This window comes from Nocardia sp. NPDC127606 (assembly GCF_042671725.1).
Taxonomy (GTDB): domain Bacteria; phylum Actinomycetota; class Actinomycetes; order Mycobacteriales; family Mycobacteriaceae; genus Nocardia.
The window spans coordinates 500,200-519,984 of record NZ_JBHXWQ010000003.1 but is presented as its reverse complement, the minus strand read 5'-3'; the positions used below and the strand labels follow the sequence as shown (position 1 = coordinate 519,984).

At 69.0% G+C, this 19,785-nt stretch carries 16 protein-coding genes and 1 riboswitch; of the genes, 9 read left to right on the top strand and 7 right to left on the bottom strand.

The window, feature by feature from the left end; genetic code table 11:
• The first annotated feature begins 28 nt into the window (after positions 1-28).
• Positions 29-226: riboswitch (cobalamin riboswitch) on the top strand.
• 135 nt (positions 227-361) lie between these two features.
• Positions 362-2,623: a 5-methyltetrahydropteroyltriglutamate--homocysteine S-methyltransferase gene (gene metE / locus ACFVJ5_RS17985; protein ID WP_379221900.1), complete on the top strand. Its 2,262-nt coding sequence runs from the start codon at positions 362-364 to the stop codon at positions 2,621-2,623.
• A gap of 387 nt (positions 2,624-3,010) precedes the next feature.
• The gene (locus tag ACFVJ5_RS17980; protein ID WP_379221377.1) at positions 3,011-4,435 is read left to right on the top strand and encodes a short-chain fatty acyl-CoA regulator family protein; all 1,425 of its coding nucleotides are present in this window, start codon (positions 3,011-3,013) and stop codon (positions 4,433-4,435) included.
• A gap of 13 nt (positions 4,436-4,448) precedes the next feature.
• On the opposite strand, the gene recG is transcribed toward ACFVJ5_RS17980, so the two are convergent.
• Entirely contained in the window at positions 4,449-6,707 is a 2,259-nt protein-coding gene (gene recG / locus ACFVJ5_RS17975; RefSeq protein WP_379221375.1) for an ATP-dependent DNA helicase RecG, read from the bottom strand.
• The gene (locus ACFVJ5_RS17970) at positions 6,708-8,687 is read right to left on the bottom strand and encodes a DAK2 domain-containing protein (protein WP_379221373.1); all 1,980 of its coding nucleotides are present in this window, start codon (positions 8,685-8,687) and stop codon (positions 6,708-6,710) included. It lies immediately after the preceding gene.
• Between the two features lie 262 nt (positions 8,688-8,949).
• Here ACFVJ5_RS17970 and rpmB point away from each other — a divergent pair, with 262 nt between their 5' ends.
• The 3 genes from rpmB (at position 8,950) to ACFVJ5_RS17955 (ending at position 10,545) form a co-directional block, all read left to right on the top strand.
• Positions 8,950-9,141 carry a 50S ribosomal protein L28 gene (gene rpmB / locus ACFVJ5_RS17965; RefSeq protein ID WP_011210730.1) on the top strand — a complete coding sequence of 64 codons (192 nt, stop codon included), beginning with the start codon at positions 8,950-8,952 and terminating at the stop codon, positions 9,139-9,141.
• A gap of 99 nt (positions 9,142-9,240) precedes the next feature.
• A complete protein-coding gene (locus ACFVJ5_RS17960; protein WP_379221371.1) occupies positions 9,241-9,747 on the top strand; it encodes a GNAT family N-acetyltransferase in 507 nt (168 codons plus the stop codon).
• 9 nt (positions 9,748-9,756) lie between these two features.
• Complete coding sequence (locus ACFVJ5_RS17955) at positions 9,757-10,545, top strand: enoyl-CoA hydratase/isomerase family protein (RefSeq protein WP_379221369.1); 789 nt, start codon at positions 9,757-9,759, stop codon at positions 10,543-10,545.
• 201 nt (positions 10,546-10,746) lie between these two features.
• Here ACFVJ5_RS17955 and ACFVJ5_RS17950 read toward each other — a convergent pair whose 3' ends face one another.
• From ACFVJ5_RS17950 to ACFVJ5_RS17940, 3 genes are read right to left on the bottom strand one after another with little or no spacing between them, the layout of a single operon-like run.
• Positions 10,747-10,998, bottom strand: coding sequence for a hypothetical protein (locus ACFVJ5_RS17950; protein ID WP_266291645.1), 252 nt, complete (start codon positions 10,996-10,998; stop codon positions 10,747-10,749).
• A 49-nt stretch (positions 10,999-11,047) separates the two neighbouring features.
• Positions 11,048-11,731 (bottom strand): uracil-DNA glycosylase, encoded by a 684-nt coding sequence (locus tag ACFVJ5_RS17945; protein WP_358064032.1) that lies wholly within the window; start codon positions 11,729-11,731, stop codon positions 11,048-11,050.
• Positions 11,732-11,742: 11 nt separating this feature from the next.
• Positions 11,743-12,747 carry a thiamine-phosphate kinase gene (locus ACFVJ5_RS17940; protein WP_379221898.1) on the bottom strand — a complete coding sequence of 335 codons (1,005 nt, stop codon included), beginning with the start codon at positions 12,745-12,747 and terminating at the stop codon, positions 11,743-11,745.
• Positions 12,748-12,866: 119 nt separating this feature from the next.
• On the opposite strand from ACFVJ5_RS17940, the gene ACFVJ5_RS17935 reads away from it, so the two are divergent.
• Positions 12,867-13,616 carry a DUF3515 domain-containing protein gene (locus ACFVJ5_RS17935; protein WP_379221367.1) on the top strand — a complete coding sequence of 250 codons (750 nt, stop codon included), beginning with the start codon at positions 12,867-12,869 and terminating at the stop codon, positions 13,614-13,616.
• Positions 13,617-13,682: 66 nt separating this feature from the next.
• Here ACFVJ5_RS17935 and ACFVJ5_RS17930 read toward each other — a convergent pair whose 3' ends face one another.
• Both ACFVJ5_RS17930 and ACFVJ5_RS17925 read right to left on the bottom strand, forming a co-directional pair.
• On the bottom strand, positions 13,683-14,774 hold the full coding sequence (locus ACFVJ5_RS17930) for a D-alanine--D-alanine ligase family protein (protein ID WP_379221365.1): 1,092 nt from the start codon (positions 14,772-14,774) through the stop codon (positions 13,683-13,685).
• Between the two features lie 44 nt (positions 14,775-14,818).
• On the bottom strand, positions 14,819-15,814 hold the full coding sequence (locus ACFVJ5_RS17925; RefSeq protein ID WP_379221363.1) for an NAD(P)H-dependent glycerol-3-phosphate dehydrogenase: 996 nt from the start codon (positions 15,812-15,814) through the stop codon (positions 14,819-14,821).
• A gap of 31 nt (positions 15,815-15,845) precedes the next feature.
• On the opposite strand from ACFVJ5_RS17925, the gene cofC reads away from it, so the two are divergent.
• The 3 genes from cofC to ACFVJ5_RS17910 all read left to right on the top strand — a co-directional run bounded on the left by cofC (position 15,846) and on the right by ACFVJ5_RS17910 (position 19,702).
• Positions 15,846-16,517: a 2-phospho-L-lactate guanylyltransferase gene (cofC, locus tag ACFVJ5_RS17920; RefSeq protein WP_379221361.1), complete on the top strand. Its 672-nt coding sequence runs from the start codon at positions 15,846-15,848 to the stop codon at positions 16,515-16,517.
• 72 nt (positions 16,518-16,589) lie between these two features.
• Positions 16,590-18,758 (top strand): RNA degradosome polyphosphate kinase, encoded by a 2,169-nt coding sequence (locus ACFVJ5_RS17915; protein ID WP_379221359.1) that lies wholly within the window; start codon positions 16,590-16,592, stop codon positions 18,756-18,758.
• On the top strand, positions 18,755-19,702 hold the full coding sequence (locus tag ACFVJ5_RS17910; RefSeq protein ID WP_379221357.1) for an NUDIX domain-containing protein: 948 nt from the start codon (positions 18,755-18,757) through the stop codon (positions 19,700-19,702). Before ACFVJ5_RS17915 ends, ACFVJ5_RS17910 begins: the two co-directional genes overlap by 4 nt.
• Positions 19,703-19,785: the final 83 nt, after the last annotated feature.

Below are 19,785 nucleotides of genomic sequence, written 5' to 3'. Positions count from 1 at the left end.
GAGCCCCGACCTCCCGGGTAGGCGTCGAAACCCGGGTGCGGATCATGTTCCGCACCGGGTGAGAGGGAACCCGGTGAGAATCCGGGACTGTCCCGCAGCGGTGAGCAGGAACGACCGCCGTCATCAGCACTGGGCTGCACGCCTGGGAAGCGACGGCCAGTAGGTCGGTCGATCACACGACCGGTGCCCGCGAGTCCGAAGACCTGCCGACTGTGCCGGATACGCCGTATCCGGCGGCCACCGCCTCGTGGATCGGGCGCGCGGACCACCGATGCCGACCTGTCGCAGCTTTCGCGACTCTGTCGGCTGTGTGGCGTGTGCCCGCGAAAAGGCGACGGCTCTCCCTGCACCACACTGGAGAATCTCCGTGACTGTTTCGCATACTCCGTTCACCGCAACGGTTCTCGGCCTACCGCGAGTGGGCCCGAACCGGGAACTCAAGCGCGCCACCGAGTCCTACTGGGCGGGCCGCGCCGACGCCGCGCACCTGCACGCGGTCGGCCGTCAGCTCCGTCGCGCCCAGCTCACCGAACTCGCCGCGGCCGGACTGGATTCGGTGCCGGTGGGCACCTTCTCCTACTACGACCAGATGCTCGACACCGCGGAACTGCTGGGCGCGCTGCCGCCGCGGGTCGCCGGAATCGCCGATCCGCTCGACCGCTATTTCGCGGCCGCGCGTGGCACCGACACGGTCGCTCCGCTGGAGATGACCAAGTGGTTCGACACCAACTACCACTACCTGGTGCCCGAAATCGACGCGGCCACCACCTTTTCCCTGCAGCCGGGCAAGCTGCTGACCGAACTCGACGAGGCGATCGAGCTCGGGGTCCCCGCGCGGCCGGTGGTGATCGGTCCGATCACCTTCTTGAAGCTGGCCAAGGCTGCCGACAACGCCGCGCTGGAGCGGCTGCCCGAGCTGGTGCCGCTGTACCTCGAGCTGCTGGCCCAGCTGGCGGATGCGGGCGCGCGGTGGGTACAGATCGATGAGCCGGTGCTGGTCACCGACCTGACCGAGGCGGAGCTCGCCCTGGTCGGCCAGACCTACAGCGCGTTGTCGGCCGCGCGGAACCGGCCCGCGATCCTGGTCGCGACCTACTTCGGGCACCCCGATGCCGCCCTGGCGGTGCTGGCCGACACCGAAATCGAGGGTGTCGCCCTCGATTTCACCGCGGGCGCCGACGTCGCGGCGTTGCCCGCCCTGTCCCGCAAGCTGGTGGTGGCGGGCGTGGTCGACGGCCGCAATATCTGGCGCGCCGATCTCGACGCGGCGCTCGGCACCCTGGGCACCCTGTTCTGTAGCGCCGGCGCGGTGGCCGTGTCGAGTTCGTGCTCGCTGCTGCACGTGCCGTATTCGCTGACTCCCGAGACCGGGCTGGACGAGCGGCTGCGCTCGTGGCTGGCCTTCGGCGCCGAGAAGGTCGGCGAGGTGCGCGTGCTGGCCACCGCCCTCACCGCGGGCGTCGACGCCGTCGCCGACGAACTGGCCGCGGCCCGCGCCGCCGCCGACTCACGCCGGACCGACCCGCGTCTGCACAACGACCAGGTCCGCAGCCGGTTGGCCGCGCTCGACGAGCACGACCTGACCCGCTCCCCCGCCGACGAGCGCCGCGCCCTCCAGCGCGATCACCTCGACCTGCCGGTGCTGCCGACCACCACCATCGGCTCCTACCCGCAGACCTCGACCATCCGGCTGGCCCGCGCCGCGCTGCGCAAAGGCGAGATCGACAGGTGCGAGTACGTGCGGCGGATGCGGGCCGAGATCGCCGACGTGATCACCCTGCAAGAGAAGCTCGGCCTCGACGTGCTGGTGCACGGCGAACCCGAACGCAACGACATGGTGCAGTACTTCGCCGAACTGCTCGACGGTTTCGCCGTCACCGAGGCGGGCTGGGTGCAGTCCTACGGCACCCGCTGCGTGCGTCCGCCGATCCTGTTCGGCGATGTCACCCGGCCCGAGGCGATGACGCTGTCGTGGATCGGGTACGCCCAGTCGCTGACCACCAAGCCGGTCAAGGGCATGCTCACCGGCCCGGTGACGATCCTGGCCTGGTCGTTCGTCCGCGACGACCAGCCGCTGGGCGACTCGGCCCGCCAGGTCGCGCTCGCCATCCGGGACGAGACCGTCGACCTGGAAGCCCAGGGCGCGCGGATCATCCAGGTCGACGAGCCCGCCCTGCGCGAGCTGCTGCCGCTGCGCGCTGCCGAACAGCCTGCCTACCTGCGGTGGTCGGTGGACTCGTTCCGCCTCGCCACCGCGGGCGTCGCCGACACCACCCAGGTGCACACGCACCTGTGCTACTCGGAGTTCGGCGAGGTCATCTCGGCGATCGCGGGCCTGGACGCCGATGTCACGTCGATCGAGGCGGCGCGTTCGCACATGGAGGTCCTCGACGATCTGAACGCGGCCGGTTTCGCGCTCGGCGTCGGACCGGGGGTCTACGACATCCACTCGCCGCGGGTGCCCTCGGTCGAGGAGATCACGACTTCCCTGTCCGCCGCGCTGAAAGCCGTTCCGGCCGAACGTCTCTGGGTGAATCCGGACTGCGGACTGAAGACCCGCGGACCGGTGGAGGTCGAAGCGTCGCTGCGCAATCTGGTGACGGCCGCCGCGGCACTGCGCTGACCGCTCCGGCCGACTGAGCTGTCCACCGACTCCACAGATCACTGCCCCGGACGGAATTTCCGTCCGGGGCAGTGGTTCGGCGCAGGTCCCGCCGCCGCGGCCACCTCCGCGATCAGTGTGGCCGGATGCTGTGAAGATCGGCGATCGGCCCCGAAACGATGATGCCGAAGCGCTATGGTGAATTCTCCGGCAACCACACAGGGAACGCGTCACTGTCTCGCGGCGATGATTCGGTCACCGCGAGCGAACTTCTTCCTGCCACCGGCGCGGGCTTCGCATGTTACGCACGGGTAGACACAGGTAAAATCCCTTGCAGGACTGGACTTCTCCCGAGGCATTCGCCACTTTGAGCAAACATTGCGAACAGGTCGCGTTAGGATCTGCGACGTGCGGAAGATGTACGCGGGGGCCAGGCTACGAAGGCTGCGCGAAGAACGGCGGATGACCCAGGCAGCGCTCGCGAAGTCGCTGGACCTCTCACCCAGCTATCTCAATCAGCTCGAGCGTGATCAGCGTCCGCTGACCATTCCCGTTCTGCTGAAACTCAACTCGACCTTCGATCTGGACGTGCAGTTCTTCGCCGCCGACTCCGACGCGCGGCTGGTCTCGGACCTGCACGAGGTACTGGTGGAAGCCGCGGGCGGCGGCGACACCGCCCCGATCACCGAGGTCGAGGAACTGGCGACCCGGCTGCCCGAGGTGGCGCGCATCGTCATCGCGATGCACCGGCGGCTGCGCGCGGCGACCGACCAGCTCGACCTGCTGTCCTCGCGCGTCGACACACCGGCGGGCGCGCCGGGCACCCCCATGCCGTACGAGGACGTACGCGATTTCTTCTACGACCACCGCAATCACATCTCGACCCTCGATCACGCCGCCGAGCAGCTGTTCGAGGAATCCGGTCTGAGCATCGGTTCGCTGGATCGTCAGCTGGCCAGGATCGCCGAGGAACGGGCCGGCGTCACGGTGCTGGTACGCGGCGACGGCGCCGACCCGGCCATCCCGAAACGCCACTACGACCCCGACACCCGAACCCTGACGCTGGCCAGACGACTGCGCCCCGGGCAACGCGCCTTCCAGATCGCGACCACTCTCGGCCTGCTGCTCTACGGCCGCGAGATCGACAACGTGCTCGCCGAATCCCGCGCGCTCACCGGCGAATCCCGCACGCTGGCCAGGGTCGGGCTGGCCAACTACTTCGCCGGCGCGCTGATCCTGCCCTACGGCCGGTTCCTACGATCGGCCGAGGAATTGCGCTACGACGTCGACCTGCTCGCGCTGCGGTTCGAGGTCGGTTTCGAGACGGTCTGCCATCGGCTCAGCACCCTGCAGCGGCAGGGTCAGCGCGGTGTGCCGTTCTTCCTGGTACGCACCGACCGGGCGGGCAATATCTCGAAACGCCAGTCCGCCACCGCGTTCCACTTCTCCCGGGTGGGCGGTAGTTGCCCCCTGTGGGTCACCCACGAGGCGTTCGCGCACCCCGGTCGCATCCTCACCCAGATCTCGGAGATGCCCGACGGGCGCCGGTACCTGTGGATCGCCCGCACCACTCCCCCCGCCGCGCAGGGATTCGGGGCGGCGTCGAAGAACTTCGTCATCGGACTCGGCTGCGACATCGAATACGCCGACCGGCTGGTGTATTCCCAGGGGCTGCAGTTGGACGATCCGCAGGTGGCGGTGCCGATCGGAGCCGGGTGCAAGGTGTGCGAGCGTCCGTCGTGCCCGCAGCGCGCGTTCCCGCAGATCGGGCGGCCACTGGCCGTGACCGAACACACCTCCACCGACCTGCCGTACCCGCGCCTACCGCGCTGACACCGCGCGGGTTTCAGGACTTGGCGAGGTATTCGATGCGTTCGCCGTCGACGGCGGCGTGCATCATGCCCGCCAGGCCCGGGTGGTTCACCAGACCCGGGTCCTCGGCGACGACCTGGCGGGCGAGTTCCTGTGCGGCGGTGATCACCTCGAGATCGTCGAGCAGCGAGAGCAGACGCAGCGACCGGGCGGTACCGGACTGCGCCGAGCCGAGGACGTCACCTTCGCGACGCTGCCGCAGGTCGAGCACCGAGAGTTCGAAGCCGTCGGTGGTCGCCGCCACCGCCTCGAGCCGCGCCATCGCCGTCCCGCCCGGCGCGGCATCGGTGACCAGCAGGCACAGGCCCGGATGCTTGCCTCGGCCGATGCGACCGCGCAGCTGGTGCAGCTGACTCACCCCGAACCGGTCGGCGTCGACGATCACCATGACGGTCGCGTTCGGCACGTCGACACCGACCTCGACGACCGTGGTGCAGACCAGCACATCGATGGCGCCGTCGTTGAATTGGCGCATCACGTGGTCTTTTTCATCGGACGGCAGCCTGCCGTGCAGCAGGCCGACATGCACACCGGCGAGTGGACCGGCGCTCAGCGTCTCGTACATCTCGACCGCGGCCGCGGTGGTCGGCCCTTCCTTCTCCGCCTTCTTCCCCTTGGCCGGTGGCGCGTCGGGATCCTCGCCGATGCGCGAGCACACGACATACGCCTGCCTGCCCTGGCCGACCTCTTCGACGATGCGCTCCCACGCGCGATCCACCCAGCCCGGGTGCAGTTTGCGCGGAACAACTTTCGACACGATCGGTGAACGGCCCTTGGGCAGCTGGGTGAGCGTGGAGGTTTCGAGGTCGCCGAGTGTGGTCATCGCGATGGTGCGCGGGATCGGGGTCGCGGTCATCACCAGCAGGTGCGGGCTGATGCCGTCTTTCGCCTTGGCGCGCAACGCGTCACGCTGTTCGACACCGAAGCGGTGTTGTTCGTCGACCACCACGAGGCCGAGGTCGTAGAACTCGACGGCATCCTGGATCAACGCGTGGGTGCCGATGACGATGCCCGCCTCGCCGGTCATCGCGTCCAGCAATGCCGCCTTCTTCGCGGCCGTCGACATCGATCCGGTGAGCAGCACGACCTTCGTCGAGCTCTCCGCGGCACCGAGTTCGCCCGCATTGCCGAGGTCGCCGAGCATGGCCCGCAGTGACCGATAATGCTGGGCGGCAAGGACTTCGGTCGGTGCGAGCAGGGCGCATTGGCGCCCTGAGTCCACCACTTGGAGCATGGCGTTCAGCGCCACGATCGTTTTGCCCGAGCCCACCTCACCCTGGAGCAGGCGGTGCATCGGGCGGGTGCGGGAGAGGTCTTCGGAGATCTCCGCGAGCACCTGCTGCTGGCCTTCGGTGAGCTCGAACGGCAAGCGCTCGCCGAAGGTCGCGGCGATACCGTCGGCCGAGGGCGGGCAGGCGGGGGCGGTGCGGCCCTCCACTTCGTGGCGGCGTTCGGCCAGCACGAGCTGCAAGGCGAGCGCCTCGTCGAAACGAAGTCTGTCCCTGGCCTTCTCGATATCCAGTTTGTGCTCGGGGAGGTGGATCAGGCGCAACGCTTCCGAGAGCGAGAGCAGTTGACGTTCCTCGCGCAGGTCGGCGGGCAGCGGGTCCTCGATGGGGTCGAGCTGGTCGAGAACCTGGCGGATGCAGGCGAGCAGGTCCCAGCTCTGGACCTTCGCGGTCGCCGGATACACGGGCACGAATTCGCGCTCGAAGAACGAGGCGTCCACTCCGCCCGCACCTTTCGCGCTCTGCGCCAGCCCGCGCAGCGCGCCGCTGCCGCGTACGGAGGTGAGTTCCTCCACGCCGGCTTCGGCCTTGTCGGGCAGGATCAGGTAATCGGGGTGCGAGAGGTTCCAGCGGTCGGGGCGCCACCAGTGCACGGTGCCCGACATCATCGCTCGCACACCCTCTTTCACCAGATAGCGCACCTTGTCACCGTTGAAGAAGGTGGCTTCCAGCGGACGCTGGGCGCCGGTGTCGAGCTGCACCTTCAACAGGGAGCCGCGCCGGTTCTTCATCGGGCGAAGTTCGGTTTTGGTGATGCGGCCGATGACGGTGATGTGCGCACCCTCCTCCGGCTCCTCCTCGGTGAGGGGCTGACCCTGCGTGGCGTAGCGCGCCGGATAGTGGCGCAACAGATCCTCGACGGTGGTCATGTCGAACGCCTCGGTCAACCGGTCGGCCGCCTTGACGCCCAGCACATGGTCGAGCCGGTCACTCAACGTCGCCATCTACTCGACCCCTATCTGCACCAGATCCGCTTGCTGTCCACCGGAATACACGACTACTTCGACGCCGGGGAAACCGGCCGTCACATGATCGGCGAGCACCTGCGCCAGCTCGGGCCCCGCATCGGCGCCCATCAGCAATGTCACCAATTCCCCACCGAGACCGAGCATCCGGTCGAGCAGGATGCGCCCCGCGCCGACCACATCGGGGTCGATCACCACCACATCCTGGCCGACCAGACCGAGTCCGTCGCCGGGAGAACACATTCCGACCATCGTCAGGGCCCGCACCCGTGCCGCCCGCAAGGCACCCCACCGCGTGGTCGCGGCCGCCTCCGACATCGCGAACGCGTCGTCCACCGCGATCCGTCCGCGATCGTGCACCGCCAGCGCCGCGAGGCCCTGCACCATCGACGCGCTCGGCAGCAACAACACATCACGCGACCCGTCACGCGCGGCCACACCGACCGCGACGAGTTCCTGCGCGGGCAGGGCGCCGTTGGGCAGCACGAGCACCTCACGATGCGGCATCCGCCGAATCGCGGTCAGCAGAGTGCTCGTATCGACCTGCCGATCCCCGCGTAACACCACCGCGCCGGCATCTTCGAACAGGCGCGTGGCGGCAGCGCCTGCGACCACCGCCAGGACGCCACGGTCAGCGAGGACATCGTCGGCGGCGGGGTCGCCGACGACGCGGCCGTCTCCGGTGGCGGCTACGACGTCTCGGCCCACGGGACGGGACAGTCGATCGCCGGTACCACTCGCAACCGCCTCACACAGCACGGAGGCGTCGCGGGCGCTGTTGCTGCCCCGCGCGTGCTGCGTGGCGAGCCAGTGGGTGCCGTGCTCGTGGTGGCCGCTGTGGGGCGCGGTCACCGCGAAACTCTCGATCCGAATGCTCGTCACCGTGCCCACCGCGAGCCCGGCCTCGATCGCCGCCCCCGCGTCGCGGCAGTGCACATGGGCGGACCAGGTGCTGTCACCGTCGCCGACCACCACCACCGAATCACCGAGAACGGCGAGCCGATCGCGCAGCCCACCCGCGGCGGTCTCGTCGGTGCCGGAGATCACGTACATGACCTCGAAGTGTGGATCCGCGTCCTGATCACGGTGATCGTGGTCGTCGCGGGTGTCGTATATCCGGCGCTCCCGGCCGTCGGAGACGGCCTCTCCATCGCCCTCGCGCGCCCGTCCGTGATCGATGTCACCGGACCGGCCGGGGAGCGTCGCTCCCTGCTCGTCGCCGTCGTCCGGGCGCCGATGCGGCCCCTGGTCCGCCCGTTCGCCCCGGGTGTACCTGACTCGGGCGGGTGCCTCGCCGCAGACTTCGGTCACGAGGCAGTCGAGCAACACCAGCAGTCCGCGCGCCCCCGCGTCGACGACTCCCGCCGCGCGCAGCACGCCCAACTGGGTGGGAGTCCGGCTCAGCGCACGCGCGGCACCCTCGGCGGCGGACCTGGCCACCTCGTCCAGGCAGGGTTCGGTGACCTCGGCGGCAGCGGCGGCAGCGCGGTCGAGAACCGTCAGGATCGTGCCCTCGACCGGGGCACTCAGTCCCGTGCGGACCAGCACGGCCGAGCGTCGCAATGCCTCCTGCAGCCGCGCACCGGTCAAGGGACCAGCGACAACGGCCTCCGCGATCCCGCGTAGGACCTGCGACAGGATGATGCCCGAGTTTCCGCGCGCACCCGTCGTCGCACCGCGAGCCAGGGCCTGGGCGACGAGGTGGGACGTGACGTCCTCCACGTCGAGCACGGCCCGCTCCGCCGTCGCGACGGCGGCTCGCATCGTGGCGAGGAGATTGGTCCCGGTGTCGGCGTCGGCGATGGGGAACACGTTGAGCGCGTCGATCTCCGCGCGGCGTAGCTCCAGGTCGGTGCGGCAACCGCGGGCCCAGACCAGCAGATCGGGGCCGTCGAGAGACTCCCGCACGTGCGCCACCGCCACCTCGCTCCCCGTTCTGCGTACCCGCGCGCCGAGCACGCACGCCAGGTTAGCGCCAGCTACCGACCGGGGTACGCTGACCTCGGACGGGCCCTCAGCCGGGCTGTGCTCGGCAGGTCGACCGGGATACCCGGTTTGGAACTTCGAGGCCCGGCCCGCTAGTCTTGCAGGGTTGCTTTGTGCGGCCCACGTGGGTCTGCGCTGGCCGACGACAGTCGGCAAGGCATTTGACGACATCAGTTTCCGGTTCAGCGGGCATACGTGCGCCGCTGGCCGCTTATGACATGAAGGAGCTCGCGACATGGCTGCCGTTTGCGACGTCTGCGCCAAGGGCCCCGGTTTCGGGAAGTCGGTCTCGCACTCGCACCGGCGCACCAACCGTCGCTGGAACCCGAACATCCAGACCGTGCGTGCGCAGGTTGCCCCTGGCAACACCCGCCGGATGAACGTGTGCACCTCCTGCCTGAAGGCGGGCAAGGTCGTCCGCGGCTGATTTTCAGCCCGTACATTCTGCCGACAATGCCCCGGCACCCCTCGTGGGTGATCCGGGGCGTTGTCGTACCACGGGCCCGCGCCGCCGGACGAGCTCGCCGTGTCTGACTGGCGGATCGCGCCGCTCACGGCGAACCGGGTCACCGAACTCGCCGCGTGCCACATCGCCAGCTGGCGCGAGGCCTACGACACGCTCGTCCCCGGCCACATCCTCGACGGCTTCGACCTCGCGCGCTCCGCGATCAATTGGGAACGTCGTCGTGCCGCGGGCACCCACCGGTTGCCGGTCGCGCTGGTCGGCGACCGCCTGATCGGTTTCGCGGCCGGGAGGGATCGGCCCGTACCCGGTCGGCCTGCGGACCGGTGCCCGTCCACCGAGGCCGAACTCGAAGCGCTCTACGTCCGCAGCGCCTGGCACGGCACCGGCATCGCCGACGCCCTGATCGACGCGGCCGCCCCCGGATCGCCGTGCACCCTCTGGGTCTTCGCCGACTATCCGCGTGCCCACGCCTTCTACCGCAGGCACGGCTTCACCGACACCGGCGACCGCCGCACCGACCCGTTCACCCTGCTGCCCGAACAATTGTGGCGACGCGAGCCGGGTTAATGTGACGCCATGAGTACCACCGAACCGGTCGCCGCCGCCGAGATCATCGACGGCGTGCTCCAGCTGACCATCGCCACCTCCGCCGCGGGCACCTCGATGGATTTCGATCTGATCAACGCGGGCACCGCGGCCCTGCGCGCCCTCGACCCGTCGGTCGGCGCGATCCTGCTCACCGGCGCGGGCGCGAACTTCTGCGCGGGCGGCAATGTCCGCAACTTCGCCGCGGCCGATGACCGCGGCGCCTACCTGCACACGCTGGCCGACGAACTCCACGAGTTCGTCCGCGCGCTCGCGGCCGCCCCGGTCCCCGTGGTCGCCGCTGTGCAGGGCTGGGCGGCGGGTGCGGGCATGAGCCTGGTCTGCGCCGCCGATATCGCGATCGGTGGGCCCTCGACGAAACTGCGCCCCGCCTACCCCGGCATCGGCCTGTCCCCTGACGGCGGCATGTCCTGGCTGCTCCCCCGCATCGTCGGTCTCGGCCGCGCCAGCGAGATCCTGCTCACCGACGCTGTCCTCGACGCCGACGAAGCCGTCCGCCTGGGCATTCTGAGCCGCACGGTCGCCGACGACGACATCCGCGCCGAAGCCCTCCGTGTGGCGCAGACCTTCGTCAACGGTCCCCGCGCCACCTACTCGGCCATGAAAAAGCTGCTGGCCCAGTCGCCTACAGCGATTCTGGACCAGCAGCTGGACGCCGAACGCGACAGCATCTCGGCCGCCGCGAACAGCGACACCGGCCGCGAAGGCGTCGACGCCTTCGTAGGCAAGCGCAAGCCGAACTACGTCGGCCTCACCTAGAAGCCACCAACTCCGACGTAGAAGTCACCAACTCCCGAGACTGAGCTGACCCACCCGGCGCGACAAACGCCACGCCGGGTGTCAGCCACCACGGGTTTTCGGCCGCCTCGCATCCGAAGGGCGAGACGGAACGCCGAAGGCGCAGTATCGCCCTTCGGATGCGAGGCCCTCAGGGCCGAAAACCCAGCGGCGCCAGCCGCTCTAACATGCAGCGCCGAGGGCGCTGAAAGTGTTCTGCAGGAGGCAGGTCACCTTCGCGTTCACGCCCGAGGAGATGGTCGAGGTGCCGGTGGAGGTCCATTCCTCGCCGACCTGGGTGGTGGCCACCGGGGCGGCCTGCTCGTTGTAGGGCTCGAGCTGCAGGCCTGCGGCGGTGGCCGAGCCCGCGCCCGCGGTGATGGCGGCGGCGACGGCGGCGGTCGCGAGGGCAGCGCGAACGGTGGAGATGTGCATCGGGTTGTGCTCCTTCATCATTCTCTTCTGGTGCGGGCGACGCCCCGGGTCAGGGCAGCCGCCAGTCGACGGGGTCGGCGCCGAGTTCGTCGAGCAGTTCGTTGACCCGCGAGAACGGTCGTGAACCGAAGAACCCGCGCGAGGCGGAAAGCGGTGAGGGGTGCGCCGATTCGACGTAGGGCACCTCGGCGTCGACCAGCGTGGGCTTCAGTGAGCGGGCGTCGTTGCCCCACAGTACGGCCACGAGCGGCTCGTCACGGGCGACCAGCGCCCGGATCGCCTGCTCGGTGACCGCTTCCCAGCCTTTGCCCCGGTGCGAGGCGGGCGCGCCGGGGGTGACGGTGAGTACCCGGTTCAGCAGCAGCACACCCTGATCCGACCAGGGGCTCAGGTCACCACAGGTCGGCGTATCGAAGCCGAGGTCCTTGCTGTATTCGGCGAAGATGTTGGACAGGCTGCGCGGAACCGGCGAAACCTGTGGTGTGACAGAGAAACTCAGCCCCATCGCGTGGCCCGGTGTCGGGTACGGGTCCTGGCCGACGATCAGCACGCGCACCGCGTCGAACGGGCGCTGGAACGCGCGCAGCACGTTCTCCCCTTCGGGAAGATAGCCGCGGCCCGCCGCGTTCTCTTCTCGGAGGAACTCGCCCATTTCGCTGATGCGGTCGGTGACCGGCTCCAGTGCCCGGGCCCAGCCCGGATCGATGATCTCCGACAGTGGTTTGGCACCCATGACCGCACAACCTATCGTTCGTCGTCGGTGGGCGTGGCGTCCGCCCCACGGAACGATTCCCAGCCGATGCCGCCGGTGGGTGCCACGCCGTCGACCGTGACGCCACTGCCTGCGGTTACTACGCCGATCGGCCGCCAGCCCGTGGGGAGCGCCACCTCGGCCGGCCAGGTTCCGGCGAAGGCGTGGTCTTCGCCGCCGGCCAGAATCCATTGCGCGGCATCGGCATCGAGCAATTTCGCCAGTGCCGCCAGTTCGGGGTCGGTCAGTGCCGCGCTGTGCACGTCGATCGCGACGTTCGAGGCGGCGGCGAGATGCCCGAGGTCGGCGAGCAGTCCGTCGGAGACATCGGTGAGGGCGGTCGGGGTGTGGGCGCCGAACGCGTCGATCACCGCCGCGTAAGGCGGCTGCGGAACCCGGTGTGTCGCAAGGGCATAGGTGAACTCGGGATCAGCGAGGTCCGCGTCGCCGGTCAATACGGCCAGGCCTGCGCCGGACCAGCCGAGTTCGCCTGCCACCGCGACGATGTCACCGACCACCGCGCCCGAACGGGTGATCGCGGGCTGTCCACCGAGGTCGCCGAACGCGGTCACCGAGACGACCAGCTGTTCGCTGCGCACCAGATCGCCGCCCGCGATGGAACCCCCGGCGCGGCTCGCCTCGATCCACATCCCGTCGGCGATCCCTTCGACCACCGACACGGGGGTGTCGGCCGGGCAGCCGAGCGCGACCACGAACGCCGTCGGCCGCGCGCCCATCGCCACCACATCGGCGGCGTTCTGGGCGATGGCCTTGCGGCCGATGTCGACGGGCGAGGACCAGTCGAGGCGGAAGTGCCTGCCTTCGACGAGCATGTCGGTGCTCACCACGAACCGCCCATCGGGCGCCGCCACCAGCGCGGCGTCGTCACCGGGGCCGAGTAGCACGTGCGCGGCCTGCTCCCGGCCGGCGTTGATCCGGTCGATCAAGGCGAATTCGCCCAGCTCACGCACCGTCTGCGGACGGCTGTCCTCGCTGATGACCGACCCCTTCCCGCTGTGCTGCTGACCGACGAAATCGCCCCGACGGTACCCTTTCGGAGGCGATCGGGCACCACCGACGGTGCAGGCGAACCCGCGAACGGAAGGACCACACAGCTATGGCGGACTCGACACCGGAGGATCGCGACGAGGCGAGCACCCCCGACGACACCGCCGCTGCCGACGCGAAGTCGTCCGGCGACGAGCCGACGTCGGACGACAAGCCGACATCGGGCGAAGGCGCCGACGCGGATCCCGCCGCCGAGACGGGTCTCGACACAGACGGGGACGCCGACGATTCGGATTCCGACGACCCGGACTCCGACGAGGCCGACCTCGAGTCCCACCACTCCCCCGCGCTCATCGCCACGGCGGTCGCCCTGCCCGTCGTCTTGATCGTCGCCGTCTTGGTCGCCGCTTTCATCGCCCTGCGCGCCCCCGTCGAACGCGAGCCTCTCGCCCTCGGTCCGGTGCCGGCCCCCGCCGCCGACGGTCCCGCCTGTCAAACACTGCTCCCCGCCCTGCCCGCCGAGCTCGGCGACTACACCAAGTCGACCCTCGTCGAACCCGCCCCGCCGGCCACCCGGGCCTGGCAGCTCCCCGACGGCGGCGACCCGATCACGCTGCGCTGCGGCCTGGACCGCCCCCTCGAATTCAACCGCGCGTCCCCGCTGACGGTGATCGACGGCGTGAAGTGGTTCCAGGTCCGCGACGAGGTCGGCAAGACGGGCACCTGGTTCGCCGTCGACCGCGAGACCTATATCGCCCTGACCGTCCCCGACGGCTCCGGCACCAGCGCGGTGCAGACCGTGTCCGACATCATCAACGCGAATCTGCCTGCCCGCGAACCGACTCCGGGCGATCTCTGAGCTAATCGTCTGTCGCCGTAGGACTTTCGTGCACGAATCCGCCGAAAGCCCTGCGGCCGAACAGAATTACCGCAGCCCGGTTCCGCGCGCGAGGGCCGTCTCGATCAGCGTCGACACCAGCGTCGGGTAATCGATGCCGGTGGCCTCCCACATCCGCGGGTACTGCGAGATCGGCGTGAAGCCGGGCATCGTGTTGATCTCGTTGATCACCGGACCGTTCTCGGTGACGAAGAAGTCGACCCGCGCCAGCCCCTGGCAGTCCAGCGCACGGAACGCGCGCACCGACAGCTCCCGGATCTCGTCGGCGACATCGTCGTCGAGCTTGGCGGGCACATCGAATTCGCACACGTCGTCGAGGTATTTGGTGGCGAAGTCGTAGAACTCGGGCGCTGCCGCGTCGGCATCGGGCATCCGGATCTCGGAGACGACACTGCCGCGCACCTCACCGTCGGCGAATTCCAGTACGCCACACTCGACTTCGCGTCCCACAATGCCCGCTTCGATGATCACCTTGGGGTCGTGCGCACGGGCGGCGGCGATGGCCGCGGGGAGATCGGCCCAGTCGGTGATCTTGGTGATGCCGATCGAGGAGCCACCGCGCGCGGGCTTCACGAAGGCCGGCAGGCCGATCCGGGCGCGGTCGGCCTCGGACAGGGTTTCCGTGCCCGGCCGCAGCACAACCTGCACGCCGACGGGCAGCGATTCGGCCGCCAGCAATTTTTTGGTGAACTCTTTGTCCATGCCCGCCGCGCTGGCCAGCACGCCCGCGCCGACGTAGGGAATACCGGCCAGTTCGAGCATGCCCTGCAGCGTGCCGTCCTCACCGAAGGGCCCGTGCAGGATCGGGAACACCACATCGACATTGCCGAGGACGTCGCTCGAGTCGAGGGCGACCAGCGCACCGGAGCGGCCGGGGTCAGCGGCGAGGGTGAGGGCGGTTCCCGAGGCGTCGACCTGTGGTTGCACGCCGTGGCTCAGTGCCAGCTCGCCGATCCCGTCGGCCAGCACCCAGCCGCCGCCCGGGGTGATGCCGATCGGCACCACCTCGTAGCGGGTGGGATCGAGGTTGCGCAGCACACTGCTCGCCGACACACACGAGACGGCGTGCTCGCTGCTGCGCCCGCCGAACACCACAGCCACCCTGATCCGTTCCGTCATGAACGTCACCGTAGTAGGTTCTCGCCGGCAGGGCGCTATCGCCCTTATTCGGGCTTGATCCGCCTGCCGAGCAGGCTGCCGACGGCCTCGCTCACCGATAGCCCCTCGTGGCACACCTTGTGCACCGCGTCGGTGAGCGGCATCTCCACCCCGTGCTCGGCGGCCAGGGCCCGCACCGATGTGCACGACTTCACACCTTCGGCCACCTGCCCATTGGTCGCTTCCTGCGCGGCGCTCATCGTGCCGCCTGCGCCGAGCGCGTACCCGAAGGACCGATTGCGCGACAGCGGCGAGGTACAGGTAGCCACCAGATCGCCGACACCCGCGAGCCCGGCCAGTGTCACCGGTTGCGCGCCCAGCGCCACTCCGAGCCGGATCACCTCGGCGAGCCCGCGCGTGATCAGGCTGGCCGCGGTGTTGTCGCCCAGCCCCATTCCCGACGCGATACCGCAGGCGAGCGCGATGACGTTCTTGCACGCACCGCCGATCTCGCAGCCGATCACATCGGTATTGGTGTACGGCCGGAAATACCCGGTGGCACACGCGCGCTGCGCGACCCCGGCCCGCTCGCTGTCGGTGCAGGCGATCACCGTCGCCGCGGGCTGACGTTCGACGATCTCGTGCGCCAGATTCGGACCCGACAACACCGCGATGCGCCCCGGCTCGGCCCCCGTGACCTCCGCGATCACCTGACTCATCCGCAGCAGCGTGCCGGTCTCGATTCCCTTGGCCAGACTCAACAGCGTGGCGTCGGACCCGACATCGCCCTTCCACAGATCCAGATTCGCCCGCAACGACTGCGACGGCACCGCCAGCACCACCAGATCCGCCCCGTCCAGCGCGACCCGATGGTCATCGGTCGCCCGCACCGGCGGCAACTGCACGCCGGGCAGGTAGAACGGATTGCGGTGCTCGGTATCGAGCGCCTGCGCCACCTCGGGCCGCCTGGCCCAGATCGTCACGTCGGTTCCCGCCTCGGCCAACACCTTCGCGAACGCCGTACCCCACGACCCCGCACCCATAACCGCCGCCCTCGTCATCAGCCCAATATGCCATGCAAGGATCGGAACTATGCACACCGTGCACGCCGTGATGGCGGTCAAACACATCGGCCGGGCCAAGAGCAGGCTGGCGAACGTGCTGAGCACCGAGCAGCGGGCCCAGCTCGTGCTGGCCATGTTCACCGACACCGCCGTGGCCGCCACCTCGGTGCCCGAGTTGTTGTCGCTGACCGTGGTCACTCCCGATCCGCTGGTCGCCGCCCGCGCGCGCGAGCTCGGCGCGCACGTGATCGATGAGCCACCGGCCGGTGCCGATCCGCTCAACACCGCGCTCGCCGCGGGCGCCGCCGACGTACGTGATCGCCACGGACCCACCGCGCTGCTCGCGCTGCAGGCCGACCTGCCCGCCCTTCGCCCGTCCGAGCTGGCCGACGTGCTCGCCGTCGCCGTCAGCGCGCGATCGGTGGTGATCGATCACACGGGTACCGGCACCGCCGCATTGCTGATCCGCGATACCACCGCGCCGCTGTCGCCCCGCTTCGGCGCCGATTCCGCGCGCGCACACCGCGACGACGGCGCGGTGCCGCTGCTCGGGCACTGGCCGGGCCTGCGCTGCGATGTCGACACCCCCGAGGATCTCGACCTGGTCCGCACGCTCGGCGTCGGCGAGTTCACCACATCGACCCTGCGCGCGTTCGGATTCGCATCACACAGAAGTGATCCCGTTCGCACTGTGTGCTAGCTGATCGCCACAATCGGACCGGTCGGGACGAATCGTGCAATGTCGTGATGCGCGGCGCCCGTTCCTCGAGGGATGATTGATCTCGTGAGCGATACGGAAACCATCAAGCAGCTGCCCCCGATTTCCCCGCCACCTGCGGCCGCCCTCGCCTCGGGCGGTGACGCGAGCACGCAGCGGTTGCCCAGAGATCGCTACCTCAACCGCGAGTTGAGCTGGCTCGACTTCAATGCCCGTGTCCTGGCCCTGGCCGAGGACGCCTCGCTGCCGTTGCTGGAGCGGGCCAAGTTCCTTGCGATCTTCGCGTCCAATCTCGACGAGTTCTACATGGTGCGCGTGGCCGGCTTGAAACGCCGTGCCGAGACCGGGCTGTCGGTGCGCTCGGCCGATGGTCGCTCACCGTCGGAACAGCTGGAGATGATCACCGCCCGCGCCCAGGAGCTCGCCGAGCGGCACGCGAAGGTCTTCATCGACGCGGTGAACCCGGCGCTGGCCGCCGAGGGCATCGACATCATCGGCTGGAGCGACCTCGACGACGAGGAGCGCCGACGCCTGTCGAGCTACTTCACCGACCAGGTGTTCCCGGTCCTCACACCGCTCGCCGTCGACCCGGCGCACCCGTTCCCCTACATCTCCGGCCTGAGCCTGAATCTGGCCGTGACCGTGCGCGATACCGGCACCGGCGGTGAGCACTTCGCCCGTGTGAAGGTGCCCGACAACGTCGACCGTTTCGTGCGTGTACGCCGCACCGGCGCGCCGTCGGCGATCGCGGCGTTCCTGCCGATGGAAGACCTCATCGCCGCCCACCTCGACCTGCTGTTCCCCGGTCTGACCGTGGTGGAGACGCATTCGTTCCGGATCACCCGCAACGCCGATTTCGAGGTCGACGAGGACCGCGACGAAGACCTGCTGCAGGCGATGGAGCGCGAACTCGCCCGCCGCCGCTTCGGCAAGCCGGTGCGCCTCGAGGTCTCCGACGACATGACCGAGCACATGCTGGAGCTGCTATTACGTGAGCTGGAGGTCGACCCCGCCGATGTGATCCAGGTGCCGGGCCTGCTCGACCTGTCCTGCCTGTGGCAGGTCTACGGTGTCGACCGACCCGAGCTCAAAGACGCGCCGTATGTCCCGGCCACTCCGGCGGCCTTCGGCGAGCGCGAGACTCCGCGCAACGTCTTCGCCGCGCTGCGCGAGGGCGACGTGCTGGTGCACCACCCCTACGACTCCTTCTCCACCAGCGTGCAGCGGTTCATCGAACAGGCCGCGGCCGACCCGCAGGTGCTGGCGATCAAGCAGACGCTCTACCGCACCTCCGGTGACTCCCCCATCATCAATTCACTGATCGAGGCCGCCGAGGCGGGCAAGCAGGTCGTCGCGCTGGTCGAGATCAAGGCGCGGTTCGACGAGCAGGCCAACATCAAATGGGCGCGTGAGCTGGAACAGGCGGGCGTGCACGTGGTCTACGGCCTGGTCGGTCTCAAGACCCACTGCAAGACCTGCCTGGTGGTGCGTCGCGAGGGTTCGACGATCCGGCGCTACTGCCACATCGGCACCGGCAACTACAACCCGAAGACCGCGCGCCTGTACGAGGACGTCGGGTTGTTCACCGCCGCACCGGAGATCGGCGCCGATCTCACCGACCTGTTCAATTCGCTCACCGGCTACTCCCGCAAGGAGGACTACCGCAATCTGATGGTCGCGCCACTGGGCGTGCGGGCGGGCATCATCGAGCGGATCGATCGCGAGATCGAACTGGCCGGGCAGGGTTCGGCGGCCCGGATCCGGATCAAGGCCAACGCGATCGTCGACGAGCAGATCATCGACGCGCTCTACCGCGCCTCCCAAGCGGGCGTGCCGGTGCAGATCGTGGTGCGCGGCATCTGCGGCCTGCGCGCGGGTGTGCCCGGTCTGAGCGAGAACATCGAGGTGCGTTCGATCCTCGGCCGGTTCCTCGAACATTCCCGGCTCATCGAATTCGGGGCGCAGGAACAGACCTGGATCGGCAGCGCCGACATGATGCACCGCAATCTCGACCGCCGTGTCGAAGTGATGGTGCAGGTGAAGGATCCCAAACTCGTCGATCAGCTCGCGCAGGTGTTCGATTCCGCGCTCGATCCGGCGACCCGCTGCTGGATCCTGCTGCCGGACGGCACCTGGCAGGCCAGTCCGACCGATGTCGAGGCCGACCAGGTGCGTGATCACCAGGCCTTCCTCATGCGTCGGCGTCGCCCCGATCAGCCGTGAGCACGCAGCGCAAGGACGCGTCGTTGCGCGACCCGCGCGTACGGCCCAATATCCATGCCGCGGGTGCGGTTCTATGGCGTGCGGGCGCGCTCGGCCCGGAGATCGGCGTGATCCACCGGCCGAAATACGGCGACTGGTCGCTGCCGAAGGGCAAGCTCGATCCCGGCGAGACCCCGGTGGTCGCGGCGGTGCGCGAGGTAGGCGAGGAAACCGGCCTCGCCGCCACGCTGGGGCGCTATCTCGGCCATGTCACCTATCCCATCCCGGGTCACCGCCAGCTCAAGCGGGTCGACTACTGGGCCGCCGAGGCGACCGACGGCGACTTCGCCGTCAACGACGAAGTCGACCAGCTGCGGTGGTTCCCGCTGGCCGAGGTGATGGACCAATTGTCGTATCCGATGGATCGCCAGATCGTGCGGATCTTCGCCCGGCTGCCCGCCCGCACCAACACGGTGCTGCTGGTGCGCCACGCCAAGGCGGGCAAGCGCAACCGCTTCGACGGACCCGACGAGTTACGGCCACTCGAGGCCGCCGGGGAACAGCAGGCGAAGGGATTGACGCCGAATCTGTTGGCGTTCGGCGCATCCGAGATCTATTCCGCCGATCCCCTGCGCTGCATCCAAACCGTGACCCCGTTGGCAGAACAGCTCAACGCCGAAATCAATTGCGAGCCAATGTTTTCCGAGCAAGGTTACGATTCAGCGAAAAGCACGGCGCGGCAACGATTTCTGTCGTTGGTAACCGATCGGGGGGTGCCGGTGGTGTGTAGTCAGGGCGGGGTGATTCCCGATCTCACCCAGTGGCTGGCCGAGCAGGGCGGGCTCACGCTGCCCTCGGCGCGCAATCGCAAGGGCAGCGTCTGGGCATTGTCGTTCGTCGCGGACCGATTGGTCGCGGCGGACCATATGGACCGTTCGTTGTCGACGGCAATCGTCACTACCTGAGTCACCCCGGTCGGCTCGAAACAGCCGAAACGGCCCCGGGATTCCCGGGGCCGTTCTCGGTCCAGTGGTGGGTGATGCGGCTT

Bases quoted from the DNA above. Each gene is read 5' to 3' on its own strand.
- ACFVJ5_RS17935 (WP_379221367.1), top strand. From the start codon at position 12,867: ATGGCGGACTCGACACCGGAGGATCGCGACGAGGCGAGCACCCCCGAC.
- ACFVJ5_RS17930 (WP_379221365.1), bottom strand. From the start codon at position 14,774: ATGACGGAACGGATCAGGGTGGCTGTGGTGTTCGGCGGGCGCAGCAGC.
- ACFVJ5_RS17925 (WP_379221363.1), bottom strand. From the start codon at position 15,814: ATGACGAGGGCGGCGGTTATGGGTGCGGGGTCGTGGGGTACGGCGTTC.
- ACFVJ5_RS17955 (WP_379221369.1), top strand. From the start codon at position 9,757: ATGAGTACCACCGAACCGGTCGCCGCCGCCGAGATCATCGACGGCGTG.
- ACFVJ5_RS17915 (WP_379221359.1), top strand. From the start codon at position 16,590: ATGATTGATCTCGTGAGCGATACGGAAACCATCAAGCAGCTGCCCCCG.
- recG (WP_379221375.1), bottom strand. From the start codon at position 6,707: ATGGCGACGTTGAGTGACCGGCTCGACCATGTGCTGGGCGTCAAGGCG.
- ACFVJ5_RS17950 (WP_266291645.1), bottom strand. From the start codon at position 10,998: ATGCACATCTCCACCGTTCGCGCTGCCCTCGCGACCGCCGCCGTCGCC.
- ACFVJ5_RS17945 (WP_358064032.1), bottom strand. From the start codon at position 11,731: ATGGGTGCCAAACCACTGTCGGAGATCATCGATCCGGGCTGGGCCCGG.
- rpmB (WP_011210730.1), top strand. From the start codon at position 8,950: ATGGCTGCCGTTTGCGACGTCTGCGCCAAGGGCCCCGGTTTCGGGAAG.
- cofC (WP_379221361.1), top strand. From the start codon at position 15,846: ATGCACACCGTGCACGCCGTGATGGCGGTCAAACACATCGGCCGGGCC.